Raw genomic sequence first — 18829 nt, 5'->3', positions numbered from 1 at the left:
TAGGGGAAAGCAAAAAACCGGCCCCCCGAAGGGGACCGGCTTTTCAAGGTGCGGCGAGGCTGCCGCGCTACTAGCTAGTTAGCGCGAGACCTTGCCGGCCTTGATGCACGAGGTGCAGACATTGAGGCGCTTCGGCGTCCGACCGACCACGGCACGCACACGCTGGATGTTCGGGTTCCAGCGACGGGACGTACGGCGGTGCGAGTGCGAAATGTTGTTGCCGAAGCCCGGCCCCTTGCCGCAGACGTCGCAGTTGGCAGCCACGGGTCACTCCAAAGACTTCAGATGCACTTACGGGAAATCCCGGCGTACCGATGTCGGTGGTGACTGGCTTGCCAGGGGGTATGGCCCGATTTTCATCAGGCAACCGGAGCAGCATACAACGACCGCTCCTGGACAACGAAACTACCATGTCCGCCCCGGACCCCGCCCGGCCCGCCCCTGCGCCACCCCGGCCGGACTACTCTGCTCCAGCACTCGCCCACAGCTCCGACAGTCCGAGGAGGACACAGGTGCCGCCCACGCTGGACGCCGATGCGGTACGCACCTGGTGCGCCCTGGCGCTCGACGCGCTCGGCCGGACCCGCGAGGAGATCGACGCGATCAACGTCTATCCGGTCGCGGACGGCGACACCGGCACCAACCTCTACCTGACCGTCGAATCCGCCACCCGCGCCGTCGACGCCGTCTTCGAGGGCCACGCCACCACCGGCCCCGGCTCCCGCCCCGGGCTGCCCGAGGCCGTGCGGGCCATGGCCCACGGCGCACTCATAGGGGCGCGCGGCAACTCCGGCACGATCCTCGCCCAGCTGCTGCGCGGCATGGCCGAGGTCCTGGCGGCGGCCGGTGAGGCGGATCACCCCACCGGCCCCGGCGGCCACGACGACGCGGCGCTCCTGCGGCGAGCCCTGCGGCGCGCGGTGGAGTCTGCGTACGAGGGCGTGGCCCGCCCCGTGGAGGGCACCGTCCTGACCGTCGCCTCGGCCGCCGCCGACGCCGCGGCCACCACCCCGGGCGACGGCGCGGCCGTGGCCCGGGCCGCCCACGAAGGCGCCGCCACGGCCCTGGAGGCCACCCCCGGCCAGCTGGAGGTGCTCGGCCGGGCCGGAGTGGTCGACGCCGGGGGCAAGGGCCTCGTCGAGGTCCTGGGCGCCCTGGCGAGCGCCCTGGCCGGCGGGAGACCCGGCCCCGGCGCGACGACCGGTGCGCCCCCTCGCGCCACGCGCGCGTGGCGGAGCGAAGGCTGCACGGCCGATCTCGGCAGCGGCACGGCGACGGGCGCCGACCCCGCCTGTGAGGTGATCTACCTACTGGAGGCCGGCGACGACGCCGTGGCCCGGCTGCGCACCCGGCTCGACGCCCTGGGCGAGTCCCTCGTCGTCATCGGCGGCGACGGGCTGTGGAACGTCCACGTCCACGTGGACGACGCCGGCGCCGCAGTCGAGGCGGGCATCGAGGCCGGACGCCCGTACCGCATCCGCATCACCCACTTCGGCAGCGCCCGCGAGGAGCGCACCGACGTCCGCGAGCCCGCCCAGCGGGCCGTCGTCTCGGTCGTCCCCGGCACGGGCCTGGCCGCCCTGTGCGCGGATGCCGGGGCGACCGTGGTGGCCGTGGGCCCGGGGGAGACCCCCGCGAGCGGTGAGCTGCTCCAGGCGATCCGGCGGGCCCACGCCCGCGAGGTCGTCCTGCTGCCCAACGACGCCGACCTGCGGCACGTGGCCGCCGCTGCCGCCGAGCAGGCGCGCACCGAGGGCGTACGGGTCGCCCTGATCCCCACCCGCTCCCCGGTCCAGGGCATCGCGGCGCTCGCCGTCCACGAGTCCGGCAGGCGCTTCGACGAGGACGTCGTCGCCATGACCGCCGCCGCCGGCGCCACCCGCTACGCGGAGCTCGTCGTGGCCGAGCGGCAGTCCTGGACCATGGCGGGCGTCTGCCAGGCCGGGGACGTCCTCGGCCTGATCGACGGCGACGTGGCCGTCATCGGCGCGGAGCTGGCCGGCACCGCCGAGACCGTGCTGGACCGGATGCTCGCGGCGGGCGGCGAGATGGTCACCCTGGTCCTGGGCGCCGACGTCCCCGACGCCGTGGCCGAGCGCCTGCGGCGGCACGTACGCGGCGGCCACCTCGCCGTGGACACCGTCGTCTACCGCGGCGAGCAGCTGTCCGCGCCGCTGCTCATCGGCATCGAATAGGCCCGCGGGCCCGCGAATGGGCCCGGTTGTCACAGGCGTGGTGTGCAATGGAACGCGTGCCCGCGCTCGAAACTGCAGTCCTCTGGGGGACGACCCCCAGACCCCCAGCCGGAAACCCGTGCCGCCGGGCCTGGAGGCAAAGTGCTGGATGAATCCCTGAAGAAGACACTCGGCGGTACCACCGCGAAGGTGCTGGCCGAGCACCTCGGCCTGCACACGGTCGGCGACCTGTTGCACCACTACCCGCGCCGCTACGCCGAGCGCGGCGAGCTGACCCGGCTCGCCGACCTGCCGCTGGACGAGCACGTCACCGTCGTCGCCCAGGTCTCCGACGCCCGCGTGCTGAAGTTCAACAACGGCAGGGGCCAGCGCCTGGAGGTCACGCTCACCGACGGCAGCGGCCGTCTGCAGCTGGTCTTCTTCGGCCGGTCGGTCTACCACCACCAGAAGGAGCTCGTCCCGGGCCGCCGCGGCATGTTCGCGGGCAAGACCGGCACCTTCCGCAACATCCGCCAGCTCTCCCACCCCGCCTACGAGATGCTCGCCAAGGACAGCGGCGCGGACGCCGTCGAGGCCTGGGCCAACCAGCTGATCCCGCTGTACCCGGCCTGCTCGCAGATGGAGTCGTGGAAGGTCTCCAACGCGCTCGACGTGGTGCTGGCCTCGATGGAGGCCACCGGCTGGGAGAGCGTGGTGGACCCCCTGCCGGCCGCGCTGCGCGAAGGCCGCGGCCTGCTGCCCCTGCCGGAGGCGCTCCGCAAGGTGCACCGCCCGCGCACCAAGGCGGACATCGAGGACGCCAGGGACCGGCTGAAGTGGGACGAGGCGTTCGTCCTGCAGGTGGCCCTCGCCCGCCGCCGCCACGCGGACTCCCAGCTGCCCGCCGTGCCCCGCAAGCCCCTCGCGGACGGCCTGCTCGACGCGTTCGACGCCAAGCTGCCCTTCACCCTCACCGAGGGCCAGCTGAAGGTCTCCGCCGAGATCTTCGACGACCTGGCCACCGAGCACCCCATGCACCGCCTCCTGCAGGGCGAGGTCGGCAGTGGGAAGACCATGGTCGCCCTGCGCGCCATGCTCGGGGTCGTGGACGCCGGCGGCCAGGCCGCCATGCTCGCCCCCACCGAGGTGCTCGCCCAGCAGCACCACCGGTCGATCACGGAGATGATGGGCGAGCTCGCCGAGGGCGGCATGCTCGGCGGCGCCGAACAGGGCACGAAGGTGGTGCTGCTCACCGGGTCCATGGGCACCGCCGCCCGCCGCGGGGCGCTGCTCGACCTCGTCACGGGCGAGGCCGGGATCGTCGTCGGAACGCACGCCCTGATCGAGGACAAGGTGCAGTTCCACGACCTGGGCCTGGTCGTCGTCGACGAACAGCACCGCTTCGGCGTCGAACAGCGCGACGCCCTGCGTTCGAAGGGCAAACAACCGCCGCACCTGCTGGTGATGACCGCGACGCCGATCCCGCGCACCGTCGCCATGACCGTCTTCGGCGACCTGGAGACCTCCGTCCTGGACCAGCTCCCGGCCGGCCGCTCGCCCATCGCCACCCATGTGGTGCCGGCCAAGGACAAGCCGCACTTCTTGGCCCGCACCTGGGAACGGGTGCGCGAGGAGATCGAGGGCGGCCACCAGGCGTACGTGGTGTGCCCGCGCATCGGCGACGAGGAGGACAGCACCGAGGCCGGGAAGAAGTCCGCGGAGAAGACGGAGGCCGAGGGGGAGCGGCGGCCGCCGCTCGCCGTCCTCGACCTCGCCGCCCAGCTCGGCGCCGGGCCGCTGGCCGGGCTGCGCGTGGAGGTGCTGCACGGGCGGATGCAGCCCGACGCGAAGGACGACGTCATGCGCCGCTTCGCGGCCGGCGAGGTCGACGTCCTGGTCGCCACGACCGTCATCGAGGTGGGCGTGAACGTGCCCAACTCCACCGTGATGGTGATCATGGACGCGGACCGGTTCGGCGTCTCCCAGCTGCACCAACTGCGCGGCCGGGTGGGCCGGGGCTCGGCCCCGGGGCTGTGCCTGCTGGTCACCGAGGCGTTCGAGGCGAGCCCGGCCAGGGCCCGGCTGGACGCGGTCGCCAGGACGCTGGACGGCTTCGAGCTCTCCCGCATCGACCTGGAGCAGCGCCGTGAGGGCGACGTGCTCGGCCAGGCGCAGTCCGGCGTCCGCTCCAGCCTGCGGATGCTCACCGTCATCGACGACGAGGACGTCATCGCGGCGGCCCGCGAGGAGGCCGCCGCGATCGTCGCGGCCGACCCCGACCTGGCCGGGATGCCCGAGCTGCGCACCGCGTTGGACGCCCTGCTGGACAAGGAGCGGGAGGAGTTCCTGGACAAGGGATGAGCCCCGGCCGTCCCCGCGGGGCCGGCCCGGCGCCGACGCCATACGCTGAGGGGGCGGCGGCCCGCCGCCGTCACCCCACCGCGTCACCCCACCGTGAAGGACTCAAGACCCATGACCCGCGTGATCGCCGGCGCCGCCGGCGGACGCCGCCTGGCCGTGCCGCCCGGCACCGGCACCCGCCCGACCTCCGACCGGGCGCGCGAGGGCCTGTTCTCCAGCTGGGAGTCCTTCCTCGGCACCCTGGACGGCACGCGTGTGCTGGACCTCTACGGCGGCTCGGGCGCGGTCGGGCTGGAGGCGCTCTCGCGCGGCGCCGCCCACGTGCTGCTGGTCGAGGCGGACGCCCGCGCGGTCCGTGTCATCCGGGAGAACGTCCGCGCGATCGGCCTGCCGGGCGCCGAGGTGCGCAGCGGCAAGGCCGAGCAGGCCATCGCCGGAGCGCCGCCGGCCGGCCCGTACGACGTGGTCTTCCTCGACCCGCCCTACGTCGTCAGCGACGACGACCTCCGGGAGATCCTGGTCACACTCCGCACCCGGGGCTGGCTCACCGCCGACGCGCTGGTCACCGTGGAGCGCAGCACCAGGGGCGGGGAATTCCGCTGGCCGGAGGGTTTCGAGGCACTGAGGGCCCGTCGCTACGGCGAGGGGACGCTTTGGTACGGTCGCGCCGCCTCGGCGTGCACTGCCGACACACAGTCAGGCAGCACGCCATGAATGGACCGGAGAGCGAGGAACCACCGTTGCGCCGCGCCGTCTGTCCGGGGTCGTTCGACCCCGTCACCAATGGACACCTCGACATCATCGCCCGCGCTTCCAAGCTGTACGACGTCGTGCACGTGGCCGTGATGATCAACAAGGCCAAGCAGGGCCTGTTCACCGTCGACGAGCGGATAGACCTGCTGCGGCAGGTCACCGCCGAGTACGGCAACGTGCGGGTCGAGTCCTTCCACGGCCTCCTCGTCGACTTCTGCAAGCAGCGTGACATCCCCGCCATCGTCAAGGGCCTGCGGGCGGTCAGCGACTTCGACTACGAGCTGCAGATGGCCCAGATGAACAACGGGCTCTCGGGTGTCGAGACCCTGTTCGTCCCGACCAACCCCACCTACAGCTTCCTCTCCTCCAGCCTGGTCAAGGAGGTCGCGACCTGGGGCGGAGACGTCTCGCATCTGGTGCCGCCGCTGGTGCTGGAGGCGCTCAAGGAGCGGCTTCCCCGACAGTGATGATCTGACCTCCGGTCAGTAGCTGCGGGCCGCGGTCGCCGGCCGTACAGTCGTCTCGTTCGTTACGTCGGCCGGAAGGCCTCTCTGATTCCAAGAAGGCGGCGACCGTCAAGGTGGACGTCCAGAAGAAGCTCGACGAGATCGTCACGACCGTCGCCGGTGCCCGCTCCCTGCCCATGTCGGCCTCCTGCGTCCTCAACCGGGCCGAGCTGCTCGCCCTGCTCGAAGAGATGCGGGCCGCCCTGCCCGGCTCGCTCGCCCAGGCGCGCGAGGTCATCGGCGGCCGGGAACAGCTCGTCGCGGACGCCCGCGAGGAGGCCGAGCGCATCCTGGAGTCCGCCCGCGCCCAGCGCGGCTCGCTGATCTCCGGCACGGAGGTCGCCCGCCAGTCCCAGGAGGAGGCCGACCGCATCCTCGCGGAGGCCCGCCGTGAGGCCGCGGAGATCCGCGCGGAGGCCGACGACTACGTCGACAGCAAGCTCGCCAACTTCGAGGTCGTCCTCACCAAGACCATCGGCTCGGTCGACCGGGGCCGGGAGAAGCTGCTCGGCGTCCCCGGCGCCGACGCGCCGGACGCCGCCGGAGCGGACGGCGACGCGCCGGAGCGCAGCGCCGACCCCGCCACCCAGCGCCACCGCGCCGACGAGTACGTCGACGCCAAGCTGGGCGCGGTCTCGGCCGTGCTGGCCAAGACGCTGGAAGCTGTCGGGCGCGGCCGCGAGAAGCTGCTGGGCGCCCGTCCGGCGGACGAGCTGGGCGCCCACATGGCCGCCCAGGACGGCCTGCCCACCGGCCGCCCCACCTCCGACGCCGACTTCCTGGCCGAGCTGGCCGCCCCCCAGGAACCGCAGCAGCCCCACTCCGGGCACCAGGAGCCCCCGCAGCCCCAGCAGCCCGCCTGGGGCGACTACGCCGCCCCTGTCGCCGGCTACGCGGCGCAGCACGACCCCTACGGCTACGCCCAGCAGCAGCCCCAGCACTACGCCCCCCAGGTGGCCGACCCCTACGCCGTCCAGGGCGGGTACCAGCAGGCCGACCCGTACGCCTGGCAGCAGCCTCAGGACACCGGGCACGGCTACGGGGCCGCAGGGGGCTACGGTGAGCACGGGCAGCACCAGCCTCAGGTGGCGCAGCAGCAGCACCAGCAGCAGCATGGCCAGGGCCGGCAGCCGCAGGGCGCGGAGCTCGACGAGACCAGCCTCTTCGACACCTCGATGATCGACCTCGACCAGCTCAGGCGGTACGAGCAGGGGCGCTGACGCCGGTTCGCGCCACCGGCCCGGGATGCGGATTGGGCCCACGGCGAGCCGTCCAGTATCCTGGCTCTTCGGTCGCGTGTACGTCCGCGATCCAGGCTGCCCTCGTGTGTCACCACCCGGGGGCTGCCGTCACCGCAGCGTAGAAAGCAGGAAGCCCTGAACGCCCGCCTCGATCCCCGCAACCCTCTCGTGTTCGACACACGCGAGCTGGGCCGGCGACCCGGCGCGCTGAAGCGGGTCTCCCGCTCCGTCCCGGCTCCCCAGGACCTCGGTATCGAGGTCATCGGTGTGGCCGAGGGCGCCTCGGTGGAGCTGGACCTCCGGCTCGAGTCGGTCATGGAAGGGGTGCTCGTCACAGGCACCGCCCGTGCGCCGCTCACCGGGGAGTGCGTAAGGTGTCTGGAGCCGCTGGAGCGAGAGCTCGACGCGGATTTCCAGGAGCTGTTCTCCTACCCCGACGCCGACGCCCGGAGCCGCCACGCGGATACCGGCGACGACGCCGAGGACGATGAGGAGGACACGCTCTTCCTCGAGGACGACATGTTCGACCTCGAACCCGTGCTGCGGGACGCGGTGGTGCTCTCACTGCCGCTGCAGCCGGTGTGCCGGGAAGACTGCCCTGGCCTGTGCTCCGAGTGCGGGGCACGGCTGGCGGAGGACCCGGACCACCACCACGACGCCGTCGACATCCGTTGGGCGGCACTGCAGGGACTCGCCGGTTCCGACCAGGACGGCGAGAAGGAAAACGCACCCCGTGTCAACGGGGATGACTCACAGGAGAAGTAGCCGTGGCTGTTCCGAAGCGGAAGATGTCGCGCAGCAACACGCGCCACCGCCGGTCGCAGTGGAAGGCTGCGGTCACCCCCCTGGTGGCGTGCGAAAGCTGCCACGAGCCGAAGCAGCAGCACATCGCGTGCCCCAGCTGCGGCACCTACAACAAGCGCCAGGTCCTCGCGGTCTGATCGGCGGGTGACAGGCTTCATGTCAGATGCCACGACGCCGTCCCGCAACCGCGGGAATGGATCGGCGCCGGCGGACACGGCCTCGTCCCACACGCTTCTGGAAGGGCGGCTCGGGTACACACTCGAGACCGCCCTTCTGGTGCGTGCGCTGACGCACCGTTCCTACGCGTACGAGAACGGCGGCCTGCCCACCAACGAGCGGCTGGAGTTCCTCGGGGACTCCGTGCTGGGCCTGGTGGTCACGGATACCCTCTACCGCATCCACCCCGACCTGCCCGAAGGCCAGCTGGCCAAGCTGCGGGCCGCGGTGGTCAACTCACGGGCGCTGGCCGAGGTCGGCCGCGGCCTGGAGCTCGGCTCCTTCATCCGGCTGGGCCGGGGCGAGGAGGGCACGGGCGGCCGGGACAAGGCCTCGATCCTCGCGGACACCCTCGAAGCGGTCATCGGTGCCGTCTACCTCGACCAGGGCCTCGACGCCGCTGCCGAGCTGGTGCACCGGCTCTTCGATCCGCTGATCGAGAAGTCCTCGAACCTCGGCGCCGGCCTGGACTGGAAGACCAGTCTCCAGGAGCTGACCGCCACCGAGGGGCTCGGCGTTCCGGAATACCTGGTCTCCGAGACAGGTCCCGACCACGAGAAGACCTTCACGGCTGCTGCCCGCGTCGGTGGTGTCGCGTACGGCACCGGCACCGGCCGCAGCAAGAAGGAAGCGGAGCAACAGGCGGCGGAGTCCGCCTGGCGCGCCATCAACAGCGCGGCGGAAGCCCGCGTGGCGGCCGAGAAGGCCGCGGCCGAGTCCGGCGTGGTGCCGGGGGACGACCAGTCCTCCGACAGCGTGCCGGGCGCGGCGAACTGATTCCCGGGCCGGCCCGCGGTGCGTTCGCGCACCGCGGGCCGGCCCGTCTTTCCCCAGGCTTTTCTTCCGGCGAAGGAGTGCGGTGCCCGAGCTGCCCGAGGTCGAAGTCGTCCGCAGTGGTCTGGAGCGCTGGGCCTGCGGGCGGACGGTCGCCGCGGTCGAGGTCCTGCACCCCCGGGCGGTCCGCCGCCACCTCGCGGGGCCGGACGACTTCGCCGCACAGCTGACCGGGGTGCGCCTGGGTGTCGCGCGGCGGCGCGGCAAGTACCTCTGGCTGCCGCTGGAGTCCCCCACCGGTACCGGCGGTGCCCCGGCCCGGGCCGTCCTCGCCCACCTGGGCATGAGCGGCCAGCTGCTCGTACAGCCGCAGGGCTCGCCCGACGAGAAGCACCTGCGCATCCGCTTCCGCTTCGCCGACGCCCGGGCCACCGAACTTCGCTTCGTCGACCAGCGCACCTTCGGCGGGCTCTCGCTGCACGACACCGTGCCCGGGGACCCCGAGGGGCTGCCGGACGTGATCGCGCACATCGCCCGCGACCCCCTCGACGCGGCCTTCGACGACGACGCCTTCCACGCCGCGCTGCGCCGGCGCCGTACGACCATCAAGCGCGCGCTGCTGGACCAGTCGCTCATCAGCGGCGTCGGCAACATCTACGCCGACGAGGCGCTGTGGCGCACCCGGCTGCACTACGACCGGCCGACGGCGGGTCTGACCCGGCCGCGCACGGCCGAGCTGCTCACCCATATCCGCGAGGTCATGAACGAGGCGCTCGCGGCCGGCGGCACCAGCTTCGACAGCCTCTACGTCAACGTCAACGGCGAGTCCGGGTACTTCGAGCGCTCGCTGGACGCCTACGGGCGCGAGGACGAGCCCTGCCGCCGCTGCGGTACGGCCATGCGCCGCCGCCCCTGGATGAACCGCTCCAGCTACTTCTGCCCGCGCTGCCAGCGCGTTCCGCGCACTGCCGCGTAGTTCCTGCGCGCGGTTTCGTGTGCGGGAACCGCTTACGCGCGCTCCGCGTCGTACCGCTCCCGCGCCTCCAGCACCTGTGGCATCCGGCCTTCCACGAGGTGGATCAGGTCCATCATCCGCTCGGTGACCTCCTGGCCCAGGGGGGTCAGGCGGTAGTCGACGCGCGGGGGGTTGGTCGGCTGGGCCTCGCGGTGCACGAGCCCGTCGCGCTCCAGTGCGTGGAGGGTCTGGGACAGCATCTTCTCGCTGACGCCCTCGACGCGACGGCGCAGCTCGTTGAAGCGCAGCGTGTCCTCGGCCAGGGCGCCGAGGGTCAGGCTTCCCCACCGGCCGGTGATGTGCCCGAGCGTTTCGCGGGACGGACAGCTCCGCGCGAAGACGTGGAAGGGCAGTTGGTCCTGCGGGGTGCCTTCGGTCGTCGTCATGCGAACACCATACCCCCGCACAGCGCTAACCGAAGGCTTGCGATTTCCAAAAGTTAGTGCTTTCCTTTCGTCACCCAGCCAGCGCAACGCCTTTCCAGGGAGCCCCACCGTGACCACGCCCGTCGTGTCCATCGCCTACCACTCCGGCTTCGGCCACACCGCCGTCCTCGCCGAGGCCGTCCGTGCCGGTGCCGCCGACACCGGCGCCACCGTCCACCTGATCAACGTCGCCGAGATCACCGACGAGCAGTGGGAGCTGCTCGACGCCTCCGACGCGATCGTCTTCGGCTCGCCGACCTACATGGGCACGGCCTCCGGCGCCTTCCACGTCTTCGCCGAGGCGACGTCCAAGCGCTGGTTCACCCGCGCCTGGCAGGACAAGCTGGCGGCCGGCTTCACCAACTCCGGCTCCAAGAGCGGCGACAAGCTGCACACCCTGCAGTTCTTCTCGGTCCTCGCCGCCCAGCACGGCATGCACTGGGTCGGCCTCGGTCTGCTCCCCGGCTGGCACAGCTCCACCGGCTCCGAGAACGACCTCAACCGCCTCGGCTTCTACCTGGGCGCCGGTGCCCAGACCAACAGCGACGAGGGCCCCGAGGGTGTGCACAAGGCCGACATAGCCACCGCCGAGCAGCTCGGCCGCCGCATCACCGAGCAGGCCCGCGTCTACGCCGCCGGCCGCGCCGCCCTCTGACGCACCCCGCCTGCCGCACCCGCCCCGGCCGGGACGACGCCCGTCGTCCCGGCCGGGGCGGGGTGTTTCAGTAGCCGAAGTCCTGCGTCCAGTACGGACCGTTGCCGCCGTGGCGCACACCGACGCCGAGGCTCTTGTAGTCGCAGTTGAGGATGTTCGACCGATGACCGCTGCTGCGCATCCAGGCATCCACCACGGTGTGGGCGTCCGGGTGGCCGCGCGCGATGTTCTCGCCGCCCAGGTTCTGCACGCCGCGCTTGGCGGCCCGGTCCCACGGTGTCCTGCCGTCCGGATCTGTGTGATCGAAGAAACCGCGCCTGGCCATGTCGTCGCTGAACGACTGCGCCAGGCGGTTGAGCTTGCCGCTGGCCCGCAGCGGCCGGCAACCCGCCTTCGCCCGCTCCGCGTTGACCAGCGACAGCACCAGGTGCGCCGCGGACGAGCGGGGATCGGCCAGCGTGGCGGTCATGTGCGCTGCCGGGCCGTCGTCGGCCGCGGCCGCGCCGGTTGCGGCCGCGGTGGGTGCGGAGGGCCGTGGCCGGGGGGCCGCGTCGGCCGGACGCGGGGCGGGGGCGCCCTGCTGCGGGGTGGCGCCGGCGTGCGGGCCGGCGGGCGCGGCCGAAGGCGCTGCGGAGAACGGCGTGGCGGAGGGGGTGACCGGCGGGGGCTCGGCTCCCCGGGCGGCCGGCACCGGCTCGCGCAGAAGGGCTTGCTGCACCCGGGCGGCCTCTGCCGCCCCGGCCCGCTGCTCCGGCCCTTCCCGCTGGTCCGCCCGGTCCGCCGGGGCGGCCGCCGCCCGGGAGCGCTGCTGCGGTGCCTCGGCCGGGCCGTCGGCCCGCACCTGCCCGGTCGCCCCGGCGCCGGGGGAGTGGCCGGCGTCGCCGACGGAGAAGACGCTGCTGGGCAGCAGGCCGGAGACCACGGCAACCGCGCCCATGGCCACGGCGGCGGAGGCGCCGAGCAGCCCCGCCCGCCGGGCCGGGGGCGCCGCCTTGGCGGGCTTGCCGGTCCTGCCGGCGGACCTGGCCGCCTTGCCGGCTGCCGTCCCTGCCGCGCCGGCCTTGCTCCGCTTGGGCCGGTGCGGGCTTCTGTGGCGCCCGGAGCCGGCGGGGCCGGAGCCGATGACGGGAAGGGGCTGGGTTACTGCTTCGGCCGGATCCTCGAACTCGAACACTTCGGCCGACTCGCTTGTCAAGGGCGCCCGGGCTTTCCGGACATTCGCCACCGCTTCGTCAGCGGTCGCGCGGGCAGAGCGTCGATGGCGACCCATCCGCTGCCTTCCTTACGTGTTCGGCGTCAAAGTGCGTCACTCGTACGGGGGAGCCTTAATTGGGCGCGACTGTACGGCACCGGGTACCGGGTCGAAGTGCTGCTTATGTAATTGGCCGGTTAACGTGCAGACATGAACGAGAATGTCCGCCTCACGGCGTGGGTCCGCGGCCATGTGCAGGGTGTTGGCTTCCGTTGGTTCACCCGGGCCAACGCCTTGCGCATCGGTGAGCTCATCGGCTTCGCCTCCAATCTGTCCGACGGCCGCGTCCAGGTCGTCGCCGAGGGCCCCCGTGAGGGCTGCGAACGATTGCTCGATTGGCTCTGCAAGGGCGACACGCCCGGCCGCGTGGACGGCGTCACCGAGATCTGGGACACACCCCGGGGCGGATATGACGGCTTCGAGATCCGCTGACCGGATGACACGGAAATCGCATTCCGGCTCGATTCCGAAGGGCGGTGACGGGGGGTGACCTGCGAATATATATGCCAGTGGCATATGTGCTCATTGGAAATTGCCTGATGGTTGCCAACTCCGCCGCATCGTGCAAGGCTGCCTCTCAACGGATGATCTCTACGCCCCTCGGGCCCCGGTGAGCGGAATGCGGCGCGGACAGCTCTGCGCGCACCCCCGGGACGCCCGTGGATACAGGGTGTGATCGTGTTGACCGTCAAACCATTTGGTGAGACTCTGGAAGCCCCGCGCACCTTAGCTGTTTGGCATTGAAACACCGCAGTAGTGATGGCAGACACCGCGGGTGCGAATCCCTCACGACCCACACCGCTACGGTCGGTCACTCAGTGTGGAGGACCATCCATCATGGCAAAGGCGCTTCTCGGTTACGTCGGCGGCTCCGACCCCCGAGTCCTCTCCGAGATGCGACGGCTCCAGCAGCGTGTCCAGGACCTCGAATCCGAGCTCATTCGGATGCAGGCCGAAAACGACGCGCTGGCTGCCGCCGCTCACCACGGTGACTCGCTGCTCGACAGCATCGACGTATCCAAGGCGGAGCCTGCGCTGGCCTGATCGCGCGCCCCGCCCAACGGGGCCCGGCCGGGCTGCACTGTCAGCCGCTTGAGAGTTGCAGTTGCAAGGGACGCTTCGGCGTCCCTTCGTCGTTTCCGGAGAATCGCCAGATTTCCCCCGTCGCCTCCTCAGGGATGATGTGCCCGGCACCTTCCCTGGTGAAACCAATGAAAAGTCATGGCGCGCCAGCGCCTGTCACAGCGCGGGGCCGGAAGACGCCTGGACGGTAAAGTCCTACCGCGTGCACCTCAAGAGCCTGACCCTGCGCGGGTTCAAATCCTTCGCCTCTGCCACCACCCTGCGCTTCGAACCCGGCATCACCTGCGTCGTGGGCCCCAATGGCTCCGGAAAGTCCAATGTCGTCGACGCGCTTTCCTGGGTCATGGGCGAACAGGGCGCCAAGTCGCTGCGCGGCGGCAAGATGGAGGACGTCATCTTCGCCGGGACGACCGGCCGCCCCCCGCTGGGCCGCGCCGAGGTGTCCCTGACCATCGACAACTCCGACGGGGCGCTCCCCATCGACTACGCCGAGGTCACCATCACGCGGATCATGTTCCGCAACGGCGGCAGCGAATACCAGCTCAACGGTGACACCTGCCGGCTCCTCGACATCCAGGAGCTGCTCTCCGACTCCGGCATCGGCCGCGAGATGCACGTCATCGTCGGCCAGGGCCAGCTCGACTCCGTCCTGCACGCCGACCCCATGGGCCGCCGCGCCTTCATCGAGGAGGCGGCCGGCGTCCTCAAGCACCGCAAGCGCAAGGAGAAGGCGCTGCGCAAGCTGGACGCGATGCGCGCCAACCTCGCCCGCGTCCAGGACCTCACCGACGAGCTGCGGCGCCAGCTCAAGCCGCTCGGCCGGCAGGCCGCCGTGGCCCGCCGCGCCGCCGTCATCCAGGCCGACCTGCGCGACGCCCGGCTGCGCCTGCTCGCCGACGACCTGGTCGCCCTGCGCGAGGCGCTGCGCTCGGAGATCGCCGACGAAGCCGCGCTCAAGGGCCGCAAGGAGGCCGCCGAGGCGGAGCTGCGCGCCGCGGCCCAGCGCGAGGCGGCGCTGGAGGAACAGGTCCGCGAGCTGACCCCGCGCCTCGCGCAGGCCCAGCAGACCTGGTACGAACTCTCCCGCCTGGCCGAGCGGGTGCGCGGCACGATCAGCCTCGCGGACGCCCGCGTCGTCAGCGCCACCTCCGCACCCGCCGAGGAACGGCGCGGCCGTGATCCCGAGGACCTGGAGCGCGAGGCCGCCCGCGTCCGCGAGCAGGAAGCGGAACTCGAAGCCGCCCTGGAGGCGGCGGGCCGTGCCCTGGAGGACACCGCCGAGCACCGCGCCGACCTCGAGCGCCGCCTGGCGGAGGAGGAACGCCGCCTGCGGGACGCCGCCCGCGCCATCGCCGACCGCCGTGAACAGCTCGCCCGACTGCAGGGCCAGGTCACCGCCGCCCGCGGCCGGGCCGCCTCCGCCGAGGCGGAGATCGGCCGCCTCGCCGCCGCCCGGGACGAGGCGGCCGAACGGGCCGCGGCCGCCCAGGAGGAGTACGAGCGCCGGCAGGCCGAGGCCGACGGCGCCGACGCGGACGACGCACAGCTGACCGACCGTCATGAGCGCGCCAGGGCCGCCCTCGCCGACGCCGCCGCTGCCCTCGACGCGGCACGGGAGGAGGCGACCGAGGCCGACCGCCACCGGGCGGCTCTCACCGCCCGTCACGACGCCCTCGCCCTCGGCCTGCGCCGCAAGGACGGCACGGGTGCTCTCCTGTCGGCGAAGGAACGATTGGGCGGACTCCTCGGCCCCGCCGCGGAATTCCTGTCCGTCACCCCCGGTTACGAACTGCCCGTCGCCGCCGCCCTGGGTGCCGCAGCGGACGCGATCGCCGTGACGGGCACCACGGCCGCGGCGGAGGCGCTGCGCCTGCTGAAAAAGGAGGACGCAGGCCGCGCGGTCCTGCTGCTCGGCGGTGCGCCCGAGGAGGCCCCGGCCGCACCCGGCACCGGCACCCACCGGACCGCGGCCGAACTCGTACGGGCACCGCTCGACCTGCAGCCGGCCGTGCGCAGGCTGCTGCGCGACATCGTGGTCGTCGACACGCTCGAGGACGCCGAGGACCTCGTCTCGGCGCGCCCCGGACTGACTGCCGTCACGGCCGAGGGCGACCTCCTCGGCGCGCACTTCGCGCAGGGCGGCTCCAGCGGGGCACCCAGCCTGCTGGAGGTGCGGGCCGCCGTCGACGAGGCAGCCGCGGAGCTGAGCGGGCTCGGCGCGCGCTGCGCCGCGCTGAACGCCGCCCGCCGCGACGCCGAGGAGGAGCGCGCCCGGTGCGCCGCAGTCGTCGAGGAGCTCGCGGCCCGGCGCAGCGCGGCCGACCGGGACAGGTCGCAGGCAGCCCAGGCCCTCGGCCGGCTCGCCGGCCAGGCCCGCGCCGCTGCCGGCGAGGCCGAACGGACGGCGGCCGCCGCAGGGCGCGCCCAGGAGGCCCTCGCCCGCACCACCGAGGAGGCCGAGGAGCTGGCCGGGCGGCTGGCGGCGGCCCAGGAGCGGACCCTGGACGCCGAGGACGGCGTGGACGAGCCCGACACCTCCGTACGCGACCGCCTCGCCGCCGACGGGGCCAACGCGCGCCAGACCGAAATGGAGGCACGGCTGCAGGTCCGTACCCACGAGGAGCGCGTGAAGGGCCTCGCGGGCCGGGCCGACGCCCTGGACAGGGCGGCCCGTGCCGAACGGGAGGCGCGGGAGCGCGCCGAGCGGCGCCGCGTCCGCCTGCGCCACGAGGCCGGGGTCGCGGCGGCCGTGGCCGACGGAGCCCGGCAGCTGCTGGCCCACGTCGAGGTGTCACTCGTACGGACCGACGAGGAGCGGCAGGCGGCGGAGGCGGCCAAGGGCGAACGGGAACGCGAGCTCGTGGACGGACGCAACCGGGCACGTGACCTCAAGGCGGAGCTGGACAAGCTCACCGGCTCTGTCCACCGCGGCGAGGTGCTGGGCGCCGAGAAGCGCCTGCGCATCGAGCAGCTGGAGGCGAAGGCGCTGGAGGAACTGGGCGTGGAACCCACCGCTCTGGTGGCCGAGTACGGCCCCGGCCAGCCCGTCCCGCCCTCGCCCGCGGCCGAGGGCGAGGAACTCCCGCAGGATGCGGACCACCCCCGCAACCAGCCCGTTCCCTACGACCGGACGGAGCAGGAGAAGCGCCTGAGGGCGGCCGAGCGCGCGTACCAGCAGCTCGGCAAGGTCAACCCCCTCGCCCTGGAGGAGTTCGCGGCGCTGGAGGAGCGCCACAAGTTCCTCTCCGAGCAGCTGGAGGACCTCAAGAAGACCCGCGCGGACCTCCTCCAGGTCGTCAAGGACGTCGACAAGAGGGTCGAGGAGGTCTTCACGGCCGCGTACCACGACACCGCCCGCGAGTTCGAGGGCGTCTTCTCCCGCCTCTTCCCGGGCGGCGAGGGCCGCCTGGTCCTCACCGACCCCGACGACATGCTGGCCACCGGCGTCGACGTGGAGGCCCGCCCGCCCGGGAAGAAGGTCAAGCGGCTCTCCCTCCTCTCCGGCGGCGAACGGTCGCTCACCGCCGTCGCCCTCCTCGTCGCGATCTTCAAGGCCCGTCCGAGCCCCTTCTACGTCATGGACGAGGTCGAGGCGGCCCTGGACGACACGAACCTCCAGCGCCTGATCGGAATCATGAAGGAACTCCAGGAGAGCTCGCAGCTGATCGTGATCACGCACCAGAAGCGGACGATGGAGGTCGCCGACGCCCTTTACGGAGTGTCCATGCAGGGCGACGGAGTGTCGAAGGTGATCAGTCAGCGACTCGGCTGAACCAAGATCACTTCAAGTGTTGAACTCAACCTGGTGAAAACCTGGGAGAAACTTCTTAGTCACCATCTATTGACTTCGGAAAATGAAGACGTAGGGTCTCCCACGTTGCTTACGCCTTCAAGTGGTGGGCTCTTAGATCTTGTGCCCCACTGGAATGGCCACCCCCCACCCCGGCAACGTGGCCGGGCCACAGGAGTACACGTTGACCAGCACTGCGATGACGCAGGGGACCGAGGGCCGCAAGGCCCAGCCGGACCACCTCGGCCATGTCATCTTCATCACCGCGGCCGCGGCCATGGGTGGCTTCCTCTTCGGCTACGACAGCTCCGTGATCAACGGCGCTGTCGAGGGCATCCGTGGGAAGTACGACATCGGTTCTGCCGCCCTCGCCCAGGTCATCGCCATCGCGCTGATCGGCTGCGCCATCGGTGCCGCGACGGCGGGCCGGATCGCGGACCGTATCGGCCGCATCCGCGTCATGCAGATCTCCGCGACGCTCTTCACCATCAGCGCCGTCGGCTCCGCGCTGCCCTTCGCCCTGTGGGACCTCGCCTTCTGGCGCGTCCTGGGCGGCATCGCGATCGGCATGGCCTCGGTCATCGGCCCGGCCTACATCGCCGAGGTCTCCCCGCCCGCCTACCGCGGCCGTCTCGGCGCGTTCCAGCAGGCCGCGATCGTCATCGGCATCGCCGTCTCGCAGCTGGTCAACTGGGGCATCCTCAACGTCGCCGACGGCGACCAGCGCGGCAAGGTCGTGGGCATCGAGGCCTGGCAGCTCATGCTCGGCGTCATGGTCGTCCCGGCCGTCCTCTACGGCCTGCTCTCCTTCGCGATCCCCGAGTCGCCCCGCTTCCTGATCTCGGTCGGCAAGACCGAGAAGGCGAAGAAGGTCCTGGCCGACGTCGAGGGCCACACCGTCGACCTCGACAAGCGCGTCGCCGAGATCGAGAACGCCATGAAGAGCGAGCAGAAGTCCACCTTCAAGGACCTGCTCGGCGGCCGCTTCGGCCTCCTGCCGATCGTCTGGGTCGGCATCGGCCTCTCGGTCTTCCAGCAGTTCGTCGGCATCAACGTCGCGTTCTACTACTCCTCGACGCTGTGGCAGTCGGTGGGCGTGAACCCGCAGAGCTCGTTCCTCTACAGCTTCACGACGTCGATCATCAACATCGTCGGCACCGTGATCGCGATGGTCCTCGTCGACCGCATCGGCCGCAAGCCGCTCGCGCTCGTCGGCTCCGTCGGCATGGCAGGCTCCCTCGCCCTCGAGGCCTGGGCCTTCGCCTCCAAGACCGCCGACGGCACCCTGCCCACCACGCAGGGCACGGTCGCCCTCGTCGCGGCCCACGCCTTCGTGCTCTTCTTCGCGCTCTCCTGGGGCGTCGTGGTCTGGGTCTTCCTGGGCGAGATGTTCCCCAACCGCATCCGCGCCGCCGCGCTCGGCGTGGCCGCGTCCGCGCAGTGGGTCGCGAACTGGGCCATCACGGCCAGCTTCCCGAGCCTGGCGGACTGGAACCTCTCGGGTGCGTACGTCATTTACGCGGTCTTCGCCGTGCTCTCGATTCCCTTCGTACTCAAGTACGTGAAGGAGACCAAGGGCAAGGCGCTGGAGGAGATGGGCTAACCGCCCCGCCGCCCCTCTCCTCGAAAGGGCGTTGCTCCGGCTCAGAGCCGGAGCAACGCCCTTTTCCTGTGCGCGGCACGGGTGGCAGGACGACTGCCCACCCACCAGGCCCGTCCCCTCCCGCCCCGGCCCCGCCCCACCACCGGGGGCACGGGCGCAAAACGAAGAGGGCCCCCG

17 protein-coding genes are annotated in these 18829 nt (G+C 72.0%); 14 read left to right on the top strand and 3 right to left on the bottom strand.

Annotation, left to right across the window (positions count from 1 at the left end; translation table 11 throughout):
- Positions 1-78 precede the first annotated feature (78 nt).
- Entirely contained in the window at positions 79-264 is a 186-nt protein-coding gene (rpmB, locus tag AB0F13_RS11935) for a 50S ribosomal protein L28 (RefSeq protein ID WP_003957616.1), read from the bottom strand.
- Positions 265-512: 248 nt separating this feature from the next.
- Between rpmB and AB0F13_RS11930 the strand changes: the two genes are divergently transcribed.
- The 9 genes from AB0F13_RS11930 to mutM all read left to right on the top strand — a co-directional run bounded on the left by AB0F13_RS11930 (position 513) and on the right by mutM (position 9805).
- Positions 513-2195 (top strand): DAK2 domain-containing protein, encoded by a 1683-nt coding sequence (locus AB0F13_RS11930; protein ID WP_362079141.1) that lies wholly within the window; start codon positions 513-515, stop codon positions 2193-2195.
- Between the two features lie 141 nt (positions 2196-2336).
- Positions 2337-4535 (top strand): ATP-dependent DNA helicase RecG, encoded by a 2199-nt coding sequence (gene recG, locus AB0F13_RS11925; protein ID WP_362079138.1) that lies wholly within the window; start codon positions 2337-2339, stop codon positions 4533-4535.
- A gap of 111 nt (positions 4536-4646) precedes the next feature.
- On the top strand, positions 4647-5249 hold the full coding sequence (gene rsmD, locus AB0F13_RS11920) for a 16S rRNA (guanine(966)-N(2))-methyltransferase RsmD (protein ID WP_362079135.1): 603 nt from the start codon (positions 4647-4649) through the stop codon (positions 5247-5249).
- Positions 5246-5755, top strand: coding sequence for a pantetheine-phosphate adenylyltransferase (coaD, locus tag AB0F13_RS11915; protein WP_362079132.1), 510 nt, complete (start codon positions 5246-5248; stop codon positions 5753-5755). The genes rsmD and coaD overlap by 4 nt, the downstream gene beginning before the upstream one ends.
- Before the next feature lie 113 nt (positions 5756-5868).
- Positions 5869-7014, top strand: a complete 1146-nt coding sequence (locus tag AB0F13_RS11910) for a cell division initiation protein (RefSeq protein WP_362079129.1) — start codon at positions 5869-5871, stop codon at positions 7012-7014.
- Positions 7015-7203: 189 nt separating this feature from the next.
- Entirely contained in the window at positions 7204-7800 is a 597-nt protein-coding gene (locus AB0F13_RS11905) for a YceD family protein (RefSeq protein ID WP_362079126.1), read from the top strand.
- A gap of 2 nt (positions 7801-7802) precedes the next feature.
- Entirely contained in the window at positions 7803-7976 is a 174-nt protein-coding gene (gene rpmF, locus AB0F13_RS11900; RefSeq protein WP_362079123.1) for a 50S ribosomal protein L32, read from the top strand.
- 19 nt (positions 7977-7995) lie between these two features.
- Positions 7996-8832: a ribonuclease III gene (gene rnc, locus AB0F13_RS11895; RefSeq protein WP_362079120.1), complete on the top strand. Its 837-nt coding sequence runs from the start codon at positions 7996-7998 to the stop codon at positions 8830-8832.
- Between the two features lie 82 nt (positions 8833-8914).
- Positions 8915-9805 carry a bifunctional DNA-formamidopyrimidine glycosylase/DNA-(apurinic or apyrimidinic site) lyase gene (gene mutM / locus AB0F13_RS11890; protein WP_362079117.1) on the top strand — a complete coding sequence of 297 codons (891 nt, stop codon included), beginning with the start codon at positions 8915-8917 and terminating at the stop codon, positions 9803-9805.
- A gap of 32 nt (positions 9806-9837) precedes the next feature.
- On the opposite strand, the gene AB0F13_RS11885 is transcribed toward mutM, so the two are convergent.
- Positions 9838-10230: a helix-turn-helix domain-containing protein gene (locus tag AB0F13_RS11885; RefSeq protein WP_362079114.1), complete on the bottom strand. Its 393-nt coding sequence runs from the start codon at positions 10228-10230 to the stop codon at positions 9838-9840.
- A 109-nt stretch (positions 10231-10339) separates the two neighbouring features.
- On the opposite strand from AB0F13_RS11885, the gene AB0F13_RS11880 reads away from it, so the two are divergent.
- On the top strand, positions 10340-10924 hold the full coding sequence (locus AB0F13_RS11880) for a flavodoxin family protein (protein ID WP_362079112.1): 585 nt from the start codon (positions 10340-10342) through the stop codon (positions 10922-10924).
- A 67-nt stretch (positions 10925-10991) separates the two neighbouring features.
- Here the strand turns inward: AB0F13_RS11880 and AB0F13_RS11875 are convergent, their stop codons facing one another.
- Complete coding sequence (locus tag AB0F13_RS11875) at positions 10992-12098, bottom strand: CAP domain-containing protein (RefSeq protein WP_362079109.1); 1107 nt, start codon at positions 12096-12098, stop codon at positions 10992-10994.
- A gap of 228 nt (positions 12099-12326) precedes the next feature.
- Between AB0F13_RS11875 and AB0F13_RS11870 the strand changes: the two genes are divergently transcribed.
- The 4 genes from AB0F13_RS11870 to AB0F13_RS11855 all read left to right on the top strand — a co-directional run bounded on the left by AB0F13_RS11870 (position 12327) and on the right by AB0F13_RS11855 (position 18652).
- Positions 12327-12608 carry an acylphosphatase gene (locus AB0F13_RS11870; protein WP_362079106.1) on the top strand — a complete coding sequence of 94 codons (282 nt, stop codon included), beginning with the start codon at positions 12327-12329 and terminating at the stop codon, positions 12606-12608.
- Between the two features lie 405 nt (positions 12609-13013).
- Positions 13014-13220 (top strand): hypothetical protein, encoded by a 207-nt coding sequence (locus AB0F13_RS11865; protein WP_361886309.1) that lies wholly within the window; start codon positions 13014-13016, stop codon positions 13218-13220.
- Between the two features lie 241 nt (positions 13221-13461).
- Positions 13462-17031: a chromosome segregation protein SMC gene (smc, locus tag AB0F13_RS11860; RefSeq protein ID WP_362079103.1), complete on the top strand. Its 3570-nt coding sequence runs from the start codon at positions 13462-13464 to the stop codon at positions 17029-17031.
- A gap of 154 nt (positions 17032-17185) precedes the next feature.
- Positions 17186-18652: a sugar porter family MFS transporter gene (locus AB0F13_RS11855; RefSeq protein ID WP_362079100.1), complete on the top strand. Its 1467-nt coding sequence runs from the start codon at positions 17186-17188 to the stop codon at positions 18650-18652.
- Positions 18653-18829: the final 177 nt, after the last annotated feature.

This window comes from Streptomyces sp. NPDC026206, assembly GCF_040638465.1.
In the GTDB taxonomy this organism is placed as follows: Bacteria; Actinomycetota; Actinomycetes; order Streptomycetales; family Streptomycetaceae; genus Streptomyces.
This window is presented reverse-complemented; position numbering and strand designations above follow the sequence as displayed.